12 protein-coding genes and 1 pseudogene are annotated in these 12,697 nt (G+C 68.7%); 5 read left to right on the plus strand and 8 right to left on the minus strand.

Features of this window, described 5'->3' with window-relative positions; all coding sequences use genetic code 11:
- The 5 genes and pseudogenes from V6M45_RS01985 to thiE all read right to left on the minus strand — a co-directional run.
- A pseudogene (locus V6M45_RS01985) lies at positions 1 to 312 on the minus strand (hypothetical protein); the annotation flags it as partial.
- Positions 313 to 472: 160 nt separating this feature from the next.
- A complete protein-coding gene (gene cydB / locus V6M45_RS01990; protein ID WP_332653661.1) occupies positions 473 to 1,498 on the minus strand; it encodes a cytochrome d ubiquinol oxidase subunit II in 1,026 nt (341 codons plus the stop codon).
- On the minus strand, positions 1,495 to 2,889 hold the full coding sequence (locus V6M45_RS01995; RefSeq protein WP_332653662.1) for a cytochrome ubiquinol oxidase subunit I: 1,395 nt from the start codon (positions 2,887 to 2,889) through the stop codon (positions 1,495 to 1,497). Before V6M45_RS01995 ends, cydB begins: the two co-directional genes overlap by 4 nt.
- Before the next feature lie 101 nt (positions 2,890 to 2,990).
- Complete coding sequence (locus V6M45_RS02000; RefSeq protein ID WP_332653663.1) at positions 2,991 to 4,688, minus strand: sensor histidine kinase; 1,698 nt, start codon at positions 4,686 to 4,688, stop codon at positions 2,991 to 2,993.
- 69 nt (positions 4,689 to 4,757) lie between these two features.
- Positions 4,758 to 5,417: a thiamine phosphate synthase gene (gene thiE / locus V6M45_RS02005; RefSeq protein ID WP_332653664.1), complete on the minus strand. Its 660-nt coding sequence runs from the start codon at positions 5,415 to 5,417 to the stop codon at positions 4,758 to 4,760.
- Between the two features lie 128 nt (positions 5,418 to 5,545).
- Here thiE and V6M45_RS02010 point away from each other — a divergent pair, with 128 nt between their 5' ends.
- From V6M45_RS02010 to V6M45_RS02030, 5 genes are all read left to right on the plus strand, one after another.
- The gene (locus V6M45_RS02010; protein WP_332653665.1) at positions 5,546 to 5,731 is read left to right on the plus strand and encodes a (2Fe-2S)-binding protein; all 186 of its coding nucleotides are present in this window, start codon (positions 5,546 to 5,548) and stop codon (positions 5,729 to 5,731) included.
- 155 nt (positions 5,732 to 5,886) lie between these two features.
- A complete protein-coding gene (gene bfr, locus V6M45_RS02015) occupies positions 5,887 to 6,387 on the plus strand; it encodes a bacterioferritin (RefSeq protein ID WP_332653666.1) in 501 nt (166 codons plus the stop codon).
- Positions 6,388 to 6,433: 46 nt separating this feature from the next.
- Positions 6,434 to 6,964, plus strand: a complete 531-nt coding sequence (locus tag V6M45_RS02020; protein ID WP_332653667.1) for a TspO protein — start codon at positions 6,434 to 6,436, stop codon at positions 6,962 to 6,964.
- A gap of 97 nt (positions 6,965 to 7,061) precedes the next feature.
- Positions 7,062 to 7,628, plus strand: coding sequence for an elongation factor P (gene efp / locus V6M45_RS02025; RefSeq protein ID WP_332653668.1), 567 nt, complete (start codon positions 7,062 to 7,064; stop codon positions 7,626 to 7,628).
- Between the two features lie 96 nt (positions 7,629 to 7,724).
- The gene (locus V6M45_RS02030; RefSeq protein WP_332653669.1) at positions 7,725 to 8,528 is read left to right on the plus strand and encodes an inositol monophosphatase family protein; all 804 of its coding nucleotides are present in this window, start codon (positions 7,725 to 7,727) and stop codon (positions 8,526 to 8,528) included.
- 160 nt (positions 8,529 to 8,688) lie between these two features.
- Here the strand turns inward: V6M45_RS02030 and glyS are convergent, their stop codons facing one another.
- The 3 genes from glyS to V6M45_RS02045 are packed head-to-tail and all read right to left on the minus strand — an operon-like array spanning position 8,689 to position 12,484.
- Positions 8,689 to 11,034, minus strand: coding sequence for a glycine--tRNA ligase subunit beta (gene glyS / locus V6M45_RS02035; RefSeq protein WP_332653670.1), 2,346 nt, complete (start codon positions 11,032 to 11,034; stop codon positions 8,689 to 8,691).
- Positions 11,034 to 11,600: an endonuclease domain-containing protein gene (locus V6M45_RS02040; protein ID WP_332653672.1), complete on the minus strand. Its 567-nt coding sequence runs from the start codon at positions 11,598 to 11,600 to the stop codon at positions 11,034 to 11,036. The genes glyS and V6M45_RS02040 overlap by 1 nt, the downstream gene beginning before the upstream one ends.
- Complete coding sequence (locus tag V6M45_RS02045) at positions 11,597 to 12,484, minus strand: glycine--tRNA ligase subunit alpha (RefSeq protein ID WP_332653673.1); 888 nt, start codon at positions 12,482 to 12,484, stop codon at positions 11,597 to 11,599. The genes V6M45_RS02040 and V6M45_RS02045 overlap by 4 nt, the downstream gene beginning before the upstream one ends.
- Positions 12,485 to 12,697 lie beyond the last annotated feature (213 nt).

Consider the following 12,697-nt stretch of genomic DNA (forward strand, 5'->3'; position numbering starts at 1 on the left):
CGTCTGATAAGACGCGCGGCGCTGTAGAGATCGGCCAATGTCTATTGAGCAAGTGGAATGCATTGTCGCGGGCGCCGGGGTGATCGGACGGGCCGCGGCGGGGGGCGTGGCGGAGGGAGCCGCTGCCGGAGCGGGCGTCACGGGCGCCGGCTCGGGCGCCAGATAGGTCGCGGGACGGGGCGGACCGCTGTTCAGGCTGCTGGTGATGTCGGCGGACGGCGGGGTCTGCGCGGGCGCGGTCTGGGGCGCCGTCTGGCCGTGCGGCGATGAGGCGAGCAGCAGGGCGGCGGCGGCGGATGCGGCGGTGATCATGGCGGCCAGTGTCGGGCCTCAGCTCATGAACGGCAAGGCCCTGAGCGCATAGGCGACGGCGGCGGTCACGGCCGAGGCGGCGACGGCGAGGCCGACGAACCAGGCCAGCCGCTTCCACAGCGGGCCGGAAACCTCGCCGGGTTCGGGCGGCGGTTCGATCCTAATGATAGCCCGCCTCCGAGGTCACCTTGCCGCGGAACACCCAATAGACCCAGCTGGTGTAGGCGAGGATCAGCGGCAGGATCACCACCGTCCCGACCAGCATCAGGCCGAGGGCGTTGTCCGGCGCCGCGCCCTGACGGAAGTCCACGGCGTAGGGGACGACATAGGGAAAGAAGCCCGCGGCCAGGCCGGCGTAGCCCGACAGGAAGACGAGGGCGGCGCCGACGAACGGCAGACCGTGCGAGGCCCGGCGCACTCCGACGCCGACCAGCACCAGGCCGATCAGGCCCAGCAGCGGGATCCAGGACAGGGGCAGGAAGCGGCCGATGTCGAGGGCGCCGCCGGTCCAGCCCCAGCGCTCGGCCACGACAGGGTGGACCACCAGGGTCGACAGGCTGACGCCGAGCAGGAACAGGGCCGTCAGCGCGCCGGAGATCACCGCCCAGCGCCGGGCGTCGCCATGCAGGTCGTCGGTCGTCTTCCACATCAGCCAGGTCGCCCCCAGCAGGGCGTAGCCGCAGACCAGTCCCGCCGCGACCAGCAGGGTGTAGGGAGTGAACCAGTCGAAGGTCCCGCCGGCGAAGCGCTCGTTGGCGACCTCGACCCCCTGGATGAACCCGCCGAGGATCAGGCCCTGGGCGAAGGCGGCGAGAATGGAGCCGAAGGCGAACATGGCGGTCCAGAACGGCCGGCCGCGCCGCTGGCCCCGGAAGCGGAACTCGAAGGCCACGCCACGCAGGATCAGCCCGGCGAGCATCAGGATCACCGGCAGGTAGAAGGCCGGCATGACGATCGAATAGGCCAGCGGGAAGGCCGCCAGCAGGCCGCCTCCTCCCAGCACCAGCCAGGTCTCGTTGCCGTCCCAGACAGGGGCGACGGTGTTCATCATCACGTCGCGGTCTTCCTTGTTCCGGGAGAAGGGGAACAGGATGCCGACGCCGAGGTCGAAGCCGTCCAGCAGGACGTAGAGCAGGACGCCGGTGGCGATCAGACCGGCCCAGATAAGGGGAAGGTCGAGGCTCATTGCGGATCTCCCGGCGTTTCCTCGGGCGCGGCGGCGAGCGGGGTCCCCGGCGCGCGCTGGCCTTCCGGCCGCGGTTCGGCCGCGCCGGCGACCGGGCCTTCGCGCAGCAGACGCAGGATGTAGATGGCGCCGGCCACGAACACGATGGCGTAGACGGTGATGTAGATCAGCAGGGAGGTGGCGACCGACCCGGCGGTGACAGGCGAGACGGCGTCGGCGGTGCGCACCAGCCCTTGGACCACCCACGGCTGGCGGCCCACCTCGGTGACGACCCAACCGGCGATCACGGCCACGAAGCCGGCCGGCCCCATCAGCACGGCGAAGCGCAGGAACAGGCGGTTCTCGGTCAGCCGCCTGCGCCAGACCAGCCACGCGCCCCAGAGGCCGAGGCCGATCATCAGCAGGCCGAGTCCGACCATGACGCGGAAGGCCCAGAAGACGAGGAAGACCGGCGGCTGGTCCTCCCGGGGGACGGCGTCGAGGCCCGTCACGACCTCGCCGGCGGGTGCCACGATGATACCTGCGCCGGGCACGGCCAGCTGGAAATGGTTGGACTGGGTCGCGCGGTCCGGAATGGCGAACAGGACCAGCGGGTGGTTGGCGCGGGTCTCCCAGTAGCCCTCCATCGCCGCCAGCTTCTGCGGCTGGTGCTCCTTGGCGACCAGGCCGGATTCGTGTCCCGCCAGCAGTTGCAGCGGCGCGACCACGGCGACCAGGCCAATGGCCATCGTCAGGGCGATACGACTTTCCCGCTGGTCGCGATTGCGCAGCAACTGCCAGGCCGAGGCGCCGCCGACCACAAGAGCCGTGGTCAGGAAGGCGGCCATCAGCATGTGCACGAGGCGCGACGGGAAGCTGGGGTTGAAGATCGCCTCCATGAAGCTGGCGGCGACGATGCGGCCGTCGGCGAGCACCTCGTATCCGGCCGGGGTCTGCATCCAGCTGTTGGCGGAAAGGATCCAGAAGGCCGAGATGCTGGTGCCGATGGCGACCAGCAGGGTGGCGAGGAAATGCAGCCGGGGACCGACCTTCTTCCAGCCGAACAGCATGACGCCGAGGAAGGAGGCTTCGAGGAAGAAGGCTGTCAGCACCTCATAGGCCAGCAGAGGCCCGATGACCCCGCCGGTGAGGCGGATGAACTCGGACCAGTTGGTGCCGAACTGGTAGCTGAGCACGATGCCGGAGACGACGCCCATGCCGAAGCTGATGGCGAAGACCTTCACCCAGAACAGATAGAGGGTCTTGAACGCCTCGCGCTTCGTCGCCAGCCACAGGCCCTCGAGCACCGCGAGGAAGGCCGCGAGGCCGATGGTGAAGGCGGGGAACAGGATGTGGAAGGCGACCGTGAAGGCGAATTGCAGTCGCGACAGCAGCAGCGCGTCGTATTCCACGGCGGGACGTCCTCAATGAGTGTCGCCCGGAGGATGCGCCCTCCTCCGGCCGAGGTCCACCGGGGTCGCCGTCGCGCGGCGGAAGGCCGCAATAGTCAAGCTCAGGCAGCGGGCAGTTCGACCCAGAAGGCGGCGCCTTCGCCGGGGTTGGAGACGACCCCGATCGTGCCGCCCTGCAACTCCACCAGCCGCTTGGCCAAGGCGAGGCCGATGCCGTGGCCCTCGACCGCCGAGCGCTCGAGCCCGAGGCGGTTGAACGGCTCGAACAGCTGGGCCTGCTTTTCGGGCGACAGACCCGGCCCGCGGTCAATCACCTCGATGCGGACGCCGTCGTAGACCTTGGTGGCGCGGAACACGACGAGGCCGCCGGCGCCGCCGTATTTGACGGCGTTGGAGGCCAGGTTGGACACGACCTGGGTCAGGCGCTGGGAGTCGGCCAGGGCGATCAGGCCATCGCCTTCGCTGACGACGTGGATGCGGATGCCCTCGGCCTCGGGCCGGAGAGCGGTGGCGCGGCGCACGTCCTCCAGCACCCCCGGGACGTCGGTAGGCCGCAGTTCGACCTTGACCGCGCCGGACTCGGCCCGGGCCACGTCGAGCAGATCATGGGCGAGCGCCTCGACCTGGCGGGCGGTCTTGACCAGCATTTCGGCCATTTCGGCCTGGGTCGCGCTGACCGGGCCCAGCTGGCCGGTCTTCCACAGTTCGCCGATGCCGATGATCCCGCCGACGGGGCTCTTGATCTCGTGGGCGACGTTGGCGAGCAGGCGGGACTTGGCCTCGGAGGCCCGCTCGGCGCGCGACCGGCCGGCCTTGGAGCGATCGGACAGGCGGTCGCGCTCCTCAAGCAGCGCGGCGACCACCAGGATCGGCAGGCAGCCGAACAGCACCATCAATTGGGCCAGCAGGGCCTGATCGGCGAGGTCCGGCCCCGCGGAGATGAATGGCCCCCGGCCCAGCATGGCCCCGCCGACGGCGAACACGGCCACGATCACCAGCCCCGCAGCCACGCCGAGCACGCGGAACCGCCCCGCGAACAGGATCAGCAGGGGGATGACGACGAACCCGACCTGCACATGGGACTGGAAGAAGACCACGACGCAGACGACGACCAGCAGGGCCAGCAGCAGGGCGGCCTCGGCGGCGCGGACCGGCTGGCGCAGGCCGACCAGATGGCGTCGGGTCAGGGAGATGCCGAAGGCGCCGATGACGGCGATGCCGAGGGCGTGGCCGAACCACCAGGTCTGGAAGGCGTAGAAGGGGTCGGCGCCGTTGATCAGATACAGGCCGGCGGCCGCCAGGGCCGCGGCCGGAAGCGGCGCGATCACGGCGGCGCTGAGCAGGAAGCGGCAGGCGCCGTCGACCGTCGCGAGATTGAGCGTCGGGGCGAACCGGCGCGCCAGCAGCACGGCCCCGACGATCTCGACCATGTTGGTGACGGTGAACAGGGCGGTCAGGGCGTAGGAATTGCCCGCCAGCAACTCTCCCGCGGCGATGCCGGTGGCCAGCAGGCCGCCGAAACAGAGGTCATACAACGGCCCGCGGGCGTTCCTGAGCCAGACTGCGACCGCCACGCCGCCGGCGGCCCAGAGACCGGCGACAAGACCGGCGGTCCGGGCGAACTGGATGGCCAGCACGACCAGCACCAACACCGCCACGGCGGTGAAGATCGGGGCCAGCGGCTCGCGGAAAAAGGCCACTGCGCTGTTGGTCGGGATCGCCGGGGCGACGCGCGCGGGCGCGGCGGCCTCGGGGGCCGCTGCCGGTCGGGTCGGGTCGAGCGCGCGGCTCATGGGCATGCGGGTTCCGGAAATACGGCCTCGTGTTCCGGTTTCCCTAGCCCGCTGCTTCCTAATATCCCCTGAAGGTCAGACGCTTGCGGCCAAGGCCTGGTTGAAGGCCCGAACCGCCGCGGCCGGTCCCTCGGGGCAGGTCCAGACGGCCGCGCTGACCGCCACGAAATCGGCTCCGGCCCGGGCCAGCTCGCCGGCGGTGGCGGGGATGATGCCGCCGATGGCGACACAGGGAATCTCGACCGTTTCCTGCCAGATGGTCAGGATCTCGGGGTCGGGACGGTGGCTCGTCTCCTTCGTGTCGGTCGGGAAGAAGGCCCCGAAGGCGACGTAGTCGGCGCCCGCCTCGGCCGCGTCCATGGCCAGTTCGCGGCTGTCGTGGCAGGTCACGCCGATCATGGCGTCCGGGCCCATCAGGCGCCGGGCCTCGGCGAGGGAGGCGTCGGACTGCCCCAGATGGACGCCGTCGCAGCCGGAGCGGGCGGCGAGATCGGGGCGGTCGTTGAGGATCACGGCCACGCCCCGGGCCCGGGCGACCGGGGCCAGGGCCTCCACCGCGGCCAGGATCGCCGCGTCGTCCGCGGGCTTCAGGCGGATCTGCAGGGCGGCCACGTCGCCGGCCGCGAGGGCGGCGTCGAGGTCGCGCGCGAAGGTCTCGAGGTTGGCGATCGCCGGCGGGGTGATCAGGTACAGCCGGCAGGGCGGGCGCGGCGGGACGACGGGTTCTCTGGCCATAGCCTCCGCCTGCGGCGCCGCGCCGCCGACGTCAACACAGGAGTCATACGGAATGCGAACGACTTGCATTCGCCATCATTCCGCTGTTAAGAGCGAACCATTCGCAATCTCTCCCGGGGTTCGCTCCCTTGTACGTCTGCAACTGCAACGGCCTTCGCCAGCGTGACGTGGCCCTCGCCATCGAGGCGGGCGCGACGCGTCCGAAGGATGTGTTCGACCGCCACCAGTGCCGGCCCCAGTGCGCCCGCTGCGTCTGCGAGATGCGCGAGATGATCGACGACACCCGCCAGTCCTTCGCCCTCGCCGCTGAATAGACGATCGATCTCCACCGGAGATTCATTCGCATTTTCAAAGCGTGAGAAGGGTTCGCAGGTGAACACCCTCCAGCTTTCCGTGTTAGAAGAGCGCCACACAGGCGAGTGATTCAGGCCGTCGGACGACGGGCGCGCTCAGGCACGGGAAGACGACGATGAAGGGCGATCCGGCGATCATCCGCACCCTCAATGCGGTGCTGACCAACGAGCTGACGGCGGTCAACCAGTATTTCCTGCACGCCCGGATGTTCGAGAGCTGGGGCCTGAAACACCTCGGCCAGGTCATCTACGACGAGTCGATCGGCGAGATGAAACACGCCGACAAGCTGATCAAACGGGTGCTGTTCCTCGACGGCCTGCCGAACCTGCAGGACCTGCACAAGCTGAAGATCGGCGAGAGCGTGGTCGAATGCTTCGGGTCGGACCTGGCGCTGGAGCTGGGCGGGCGCGATACGGTGATCGCCGGCATCGCCCAGTGCGAGGAAGCGAGGGACTTCATCAGCCGCCAGATCCTGACCGAGATCCTCGCCGACACCGAGGAGCACATCGACTTCCTCGAAGCCCAGTTCAAGCTGATCGAACAGATGGGCGAGCCGAACTATCTGCAGTCGGCCATGACCGAGATCGCGCCGGACCGGAGCGCCACGGGGAACTGACGGCCCTCCCCGCCATTCCGCTCCCACGCCATCGAGGGAGCCCGGCATGAGCATCGACAACGCCCTGGACGACGCGCGCGACGCGGCGACGGATTTCCTCAACGCCGAGGGCCGGCATCCCGGCCATGTGCTGCTGGGCGTGGGGCTGACGGTCGGATTCGCACTGGCGGCCACCCTGTTCGCGACGCGGGCCCTGTCCCCGGCCCATGATCGTCCGGGCGACGGCCACGCGCCGGTGACCGAGCGTCCGCGCGGGCCGCTGAGCCTGATCCTGCCGGCGGTGTTCTCGGTCACCACCCTGTCGGCCGTGCGGGTCTGGAACGCCCCGCCGGCGCGCGAGCGCACGGTCGCCATGACCCTGTGGGCCGGGGCCCAGGCGCTCAACGCGGTCTGGATCGCGCTGCGCCCGGCCGGCCGGGCGATGCAGATCGCCGCCGCCATGTCCTCGGCGGGAATGGCCGCGGCCTTCGCCCACGAAGCGCGCAAGATCGACACCCGGGCCGGCAAGCTGGCCTCGCCGATCGGCGGCCGCACCCTGATGGCGAACCGGGTCGAGGACCAGGCGACGGTGCACTGACCGCCATCGCTCCGCCTTGCCGTGAGGCCCGGCTTCCTCTAGGGAGCGCCGTCGCGCGCGCCGTCAGGGCTGCGTTCAAACCCCTTCCGAGACACCGATGAAGATCAACGGCAACACCATCAAGCCCGGCATGGTCCTGCAAGTGAACGGCGGCCTGTGGGTCGTCACCAAGGCCAGCCACGTCAAGCCGGGCAAGGGCGGCGCCTTCGCCAACGTCGAGGCCAAGAACCTCGAGACCGGCAACAAGCTGAACGAGCGCTTCCGGTCGGAAGACAAGGTCGAGCGCGTCACGCTGGAGCAGAAGGACTTCTCGTACCTCTACGACGGCGGCGACAGCCTGGTGTTCATGGACGACGCCAACTACGAGCAGATCGAACTGCAGAAGGACTGGGTCGGCGAGGAACGCATCCCCTATCTGCAGGAAGGCATGAAGGTCGTCATCGAGATGCACGAAGAGCGTCCGATCGGCCTGTCGCTGCCGGATCAGGTGACGCTGGAAGTGGTCGAGACCGAGCCCACCGTGAAGGGCCAGACGGCCTCGTCGTCCTACAAGCCGGCCATCGCCAACAACGGCGTGCGCATCATGATCCCGCCGTACATGGGCGTCGGCGAGAAGATCGTCGTCGACACCACCACCGGCGAATACGTCCGTCGCGCTGACTGACCCCTGGCCGGCTCCGATGACGGAGCCCGGCGTTTGAACTTCTCCGCATGTCCGGGCTGACCGCCTTTTCAGGACATGCGGACCAGGAGATTCCCCATGGCCCTCGCCTCCGCCCTCGTTTCCGTGATGATCGACGCGGTCCGCAAGACCGCCCGGCCGATGCTCCGCGACTTCGGCGAGGTCGCCCAGCTGCAGGTGTCGCGCAAGGGTCCGGGCGACTTCGTCACGGCGGCCGACGTCCGGGCCGAGGACACCCTGTACGAACTGCTGATGAAGTCGCGGCCGGGCTACGGCTTCCTCGGCGAGGAGCGTGGGCTGATCGAGGGCACCGACAAGTCGCACATGTGGATCGTCGACCCGATCGACGGCACCACCAACTTCATGCACGCCATGCCGCATTTCGCCATCACGGTGGGGCTGCAGCGCACCGCGCCGGACGGCCATTCCGAGATCGTCGCGGGCGTGACCTACAACCCGGTCATGAACGAGCTGTTCTGGGCCGAAAAGGGCAAGGGCTGCTATCTGAACGACCAGCGCATCCGCGTCGCCGGCCGTCGCGACCTGTCGGAAAGCCTGATCGCCACCGGCCTGCCCTTCATCGGCAAGACCGGCCACGCCCAGGCCATCAAGGACATCCACGCGGTCGGCCAGCGCGTCGCGGGCATCCGCCGTCTGGGTTCGGCGGCGCTCGACTTCGCCTGGGTCGCGGCCGGCCGGTACGACGCCTATTACGAGCGCAATCTGCAGCCGTGGGACGTGGCGGCGGGCATCCTGTTCGTCACCGAGGCGGGCGGCATCGTCACCACCATCGACGAGGACGGGAACCCGATGACGGGTGGCCAGATCCTGGCGTCGAACAGCGAGCTGCATCCGCAGCTGCGGAAGGTTCTGCGCGGCTGATTTCCTTCTCCCATTGGGAGAAGGTGGCGGGGCGGAGCCCGTCGGATGAGGGTCGGCGGGGCGCAGCGGCGAAGCCGCCCCCGGACAGTCGCCCCTCACCCTTTCGCCTTGCCGATCGCTTCGCTCCCGGAGGCTCAAGCCCTCTCCCACCGGGAGAGGGTTAGCCGCTGATCTGTCCGAAGTCCGCCACCCGGCCCATCACCGCGCGGACCTGCCCGAGCAGTTTCAGGCGGTTGGCGCGTTCCTCGGCCACGTCCGAGTTGACCATCACCGCGGTGAAGAAGGCGTCGACCGGGGCGCGCAGGGCGGCGAGCGCGGTCATGGCGGCGGCGAAATCCTCGGCCTGAAGGGCGGCGTCGACGGCGGCCGCGGCGGAGGCGGCGGCGGCGATCAGAGCGGTCTCCTCGGCCGGGGCGCCGGTCAGGGCGACGGGCTCGCCGGCGGGCAGCGGGCCCTTCTTCTCCTCGGCGCGGAGGATGTTGGAGGCGCGCTTGTAGCCGGCCAGCAGATTGGCCCCGTCGTCCGTGGCGAGGAAGGCGTCGAGCGCCTCGACCCGCCGCACGATGCGGACGAGATCGTCGTCGCCGAGCGCGAAGACGGCGTCGACGAGATCATGACGCTTGCCCTGGTCGCGGAGGAGGACCTTCAGGCGGTCGGCGAGGAACTCCGAAAAGTCTCTCGCGATTTTCGCGGGCTTCCCAGCAAGTGCTCGAACTCGTGAGGCGGGCTCCGCGCTGACCGGTACCTTGTCAAAGACTTCCGCGATCACACCACCAGATTCCATTTCAATGAACCCGGGGAATAAGAAGTAGATGTCTTTATCGAAGTACTCGTCGGACGCTGCCAGATCATAATAGGGCTCAAGGTCAGCCCCATTTTCGATGATGTGCGTATCCCGGGCTGGCTCGATCAGCCGATAGATTTCGTGATCCCCATCGCTCTCTTTAACGTAGGGAGCCACCCAATCGTTCGCAGACCGAACCGCGCGGTCAATCGCTTGCCGACGCATTTTCCGGCTGGCCGCCAGCGCGTCCGTCTCACCATTGAGACGGAGCTTGGATGAAAGGAGGTTGCGAATTCTGCCGAGACCGGTCCGCCTAAGCGCGAACGGGTCCTTCGAACCCGTGGGCTTCTCGTCGATGGCGAAGAAGCCGACGAGGGTGTCGAGCTTGTCAGCCAGCGAGACGGCGACGGTCAGGGGGTCGGTAGGGACGGTGTCGGCGGGGCCCTGCGGCTTGTAGTGGTCGCGGACGGCGTCGGCGATGGCCTCGGACTGGCCGAAGGCGCGGGCGTAGTATCCGCCCATGACCCCCTGCAGTTCGGGGAACTCCCCGACCATGGCGCTGGCGAGGTCGGCCTTGGACAGGCGGGCGGCCTTCTCTGCGTCGTCCGGGTCCGCGCCGACCAAGGGGGCGATCTCGCGGGCGAGGGCGGCGATGCGGTCGACGCGCTCGGCCAGCGTGCCGAGCTTGGCGTGGAAGGTGACGCCCTTGAGCTTGTCGTTCCAGACGTCGAAACCGGTCTTGAGGTCCTCGTCCCAGAAGAAGCGGGCGTCGTTCAGCCGGGCCGAGAGGACGCGGCTGTTGCCGGCGGCGAGGGCCTTGCCGCCGTCGGAGGCCTCGACGTTGGCGACGACGACAAAATGCGGGGCCAGCCGGTGCGTGGCCGGGTCGCGGACGGCGAAATATTTCTGGTGCACCTTCATCGACAGCTGCACGACCTCGGGCGGCAGGTCGAGGAATTGCGTGTCCATGTCGCCGAGGATGGGGGTCGGCCATTCGGCCAGGCCGGCGACCTCGTCGAGCAGGCCGTCGTCGTCGACGAGGGCGAGGCCGCGGTCGCTGCACACCTTCTGCGCCGCCTCAAGGATGCGCAGCTTGCGGTCGGCGACGTCGAGGAGGACGTGGTGGTCCTCAAGCTTCTTGCGGTAGTCGGCGAAGTCCTTGACCGCGAACGGCTGGCCGGAGCCCATGAAGCGATGGCCCTCGGTGACGTCGCCGCTGGTAACGCCGTCGATCTCGAACGGGACCACATGGCCGTCGAACAGGGCGACGATCCGCTTCAGCGGACGGACCCAGCGCAGGGTTCCGGAGCCCCAGCGCATCGACTTGGGCCACGGGAAGTTTCGGACGATGTGGTCGACCATCTCCGGGATCAGCTCGGCGGTCGCCCGGCCCTTCTGGCTGATCACGGCGAACAGCACGCCGTCGCGCTCGACCAGCTGGTCGCGGGTCAGGCCGGTCTTGCGCAGGAAGCCGTCCAGCGCCTGTTCGGGGGCGGAGGTCTTCGGGCCCTTGAGCTCTTCCTCGCGGTCCGGCGTGGCGGCGGGCAGGCCCTCGACCACGAGGGTCAGACGGCGCGGGCCGGCGTAGGTGGTCAGGGCGTCCCAGGCCAGGCCGGCGGCCTTCAGACGCTCGGCGGCCATGCGCTCGAGATCGCGCGCGGCGCCGGGCTGCATCCGGGCGGGGATTTCTTCGGAGAAGAGTTCGAGGAGGAGTTGGGGCATCAGTTTTCGTCGTCGAGGGAAAGCGGAGAAGCGGCGCGGATACTCGCCAGAACGGACTCGATATCGTCCTCGACCTGCCTCGTGGTGAAGCGCAGGACACGATAGCCTTGCGCGGCCAGCCACTCGTCCCGTCCAAGGTCGCGGATGGCGACCTCCGGAAGGCTGTGCACTCCACCATCGACCTCGATCACCAGCCGAGCGCGGTGACAGGCGAAGTCAACCACATAGGGGCCGATGGGCGCTTGCCGGCGGAATCGGACAGCAAGCAGCCGGAGACTCTTCCAGAGCTTTTCCTCGGTAAAGGTCGGCGTCGTGCGCAGGCGGCGACCGCGCCGGACGCCGCCCGGTTTGATCCGCTCGGGCCCGGCAAACCGGTCAAAGCCCTCCCCTCGAGGGGGAGGGTTGGGTGGGGTGGAGGCAGGGTGGTTGTGGGAGGGCGCCGAGTGGCTCCAACGGTCACCCGACGACGCCTCATGCGTCATATCCGGACGCAGCGTGCCACCACCCCATCCCCGACCCTTCCCCCTCGAGGGGAAGGGGGCGCTGTGGTGGTCGTCGGTGGTCACAGGCTTGCCCGTTCTTGTTCCACATAGGCCAGGGCGCAGGCCTTACAGAGATCGCGGATGCGGCCGATGTAGCTCTGGCGCTCGGCCACCGCGATGGCGCCGCGGGCGTCCATCAGGTTGAACAGGTGCGAGGCCTTGAGGACCTGGTCGTAGGCCGGCAGGACGAGGGCCTGGCCCTGCGGGCCCTTCATGGCGAGGAAGCGGGTGACCTCGGCGACCATGTCCTCGAAGCGGCGCTTGAGGCCGTCGACGTCATAGCCGTGGAAGTTCGCTTCCGACTGCTGGCGCTCGTTCTCGAGGAAGACCTCGCCGTAGGTCAGACCCTCCTTGGTGAACTTGAGGTCGTAGACGTTGTCGACGCCCTGGACGTACATGGCCAGACGCTCGAGGCCATAGGTCAGCTCGCCCGAGACGACGTCGACCTCGATGCCGCCGACGCCCTGGAAATAGGTGAACTGGGTCACCTCCATGCCGTCGCACCAGACCTCCCAGCCGAGACCCCAGGCGCCGACCGTGGGGTTCTCCCAGTCGTCCTCGACGAAGCGGATGTCGTGCAGCTTCGGGTCGATCCCGATCGCCGCCAGCGAGCCCAGATACAGCGCCTGGAGGTCATCAGGATTCGGCTTCAGGATTACTTGATATTGGTAATAGTGTTGTAATCTATTAGGATTTTCGCCGTAGCGGCCGTCGCCGGGGCGGCGGCTGGGCTGGACATAGGCGGCCTTCCACGGGCGCGGACCGAGGGCGCGCAGGACGGTGGCCGGGTGCAGGGTGCCGGCGCCGACCTCGATGTCATAGGGCTGGAGAATGGCGCAGCCCTGATCGCCCCAGTATTTGTGGAGCGTCAGGATCAGGTCCTGGAAGGCGAGCGGTTCGGTGGTCACAGGCGCTTGTTTCGTCCGGGGAAGAAGGCGGCGGACCCTAGACGGCGAAGGTCCCACGGAAAAGCCCTCCCCTCGATGGGGAGGGTTGGGTGGGGTGGTGGCAGGGTGGTTGTCAGAGGGCGCGGATGGGTTTCGGGCGAGCGTTCGACGACGCCTCATGCGCCATAGCCGGCCACAGCCTGCCTCCACCCCATCCCCCGACCCCTTCCCCCT

Source organism: Brevundimonas sp. (assembly GCF_036676055.1).
Taxonomy (GTDB): domain Bacteria; phylum Pseudomonadota; class Alphaproteobacteria; order Caulobacterales; family Caulobacteraceae; genus Brevundimonas.

Excerpts from the sequence above, each read along its gene's own strand:
- bfr (WP_332653666.1), top strand. The coding sequence starts at position 5,887 with ATGAAGGGCGATCCGGCGATCATCCGCACCCTCAATGCGGTGCTGACC.
- thiE (WP_332653664.1), bottom strand. The coding sequence starts at position 5,417 with ATGGCCAGAGAACCCGTCGTCCCGCCGCGCCCGCCCTGCCGGCTGTAC.
- glyS (WP_332653670.1), bottom strand. The coding sequence starts at position 11,034 with ATGCCCCAACTCCTCCTCGAACTCTTCTCCGAAGAAATCCCCGCCCGG.
- V6M45_RS02000 (WP_332653663.1), bottom strand. The coding sequence starts at position 4,688 with ATGCCCATGAGCCGCGCGCTCGACCCGACCCGACCGGCAGCGGCCCCC.
- cydB (WP_332653661.1), bottom strand. The coding sequence starts at position 1,498 with ATGAGCCTCGACCTTCCCCTTATCTGGGCCGGTCTGATCGCCACCGGC.
- V6M45_RS02030 (WP_332653669.1), top strand. The coding sequence starts at position 7,725 with ATGGCCCTCGCCTCCGCCCTCGTTTCCGTGATGATCGACGCGGTCCGC.
- V6M45_RS02020 (WP_332653667.1), top strand. The coding sequence starts at position 6,434 with ATGAGCATCGACAACGCCCTGGACGACGCGCGCGACGCGGCGACGGAT.
- efp (WP_332653668.1), top strand. The coding sequence starts at position 7,062 with ATGAAGATCAACGGCAACACCATCAAGCCCGGCATGGTCCTGCAAGTG.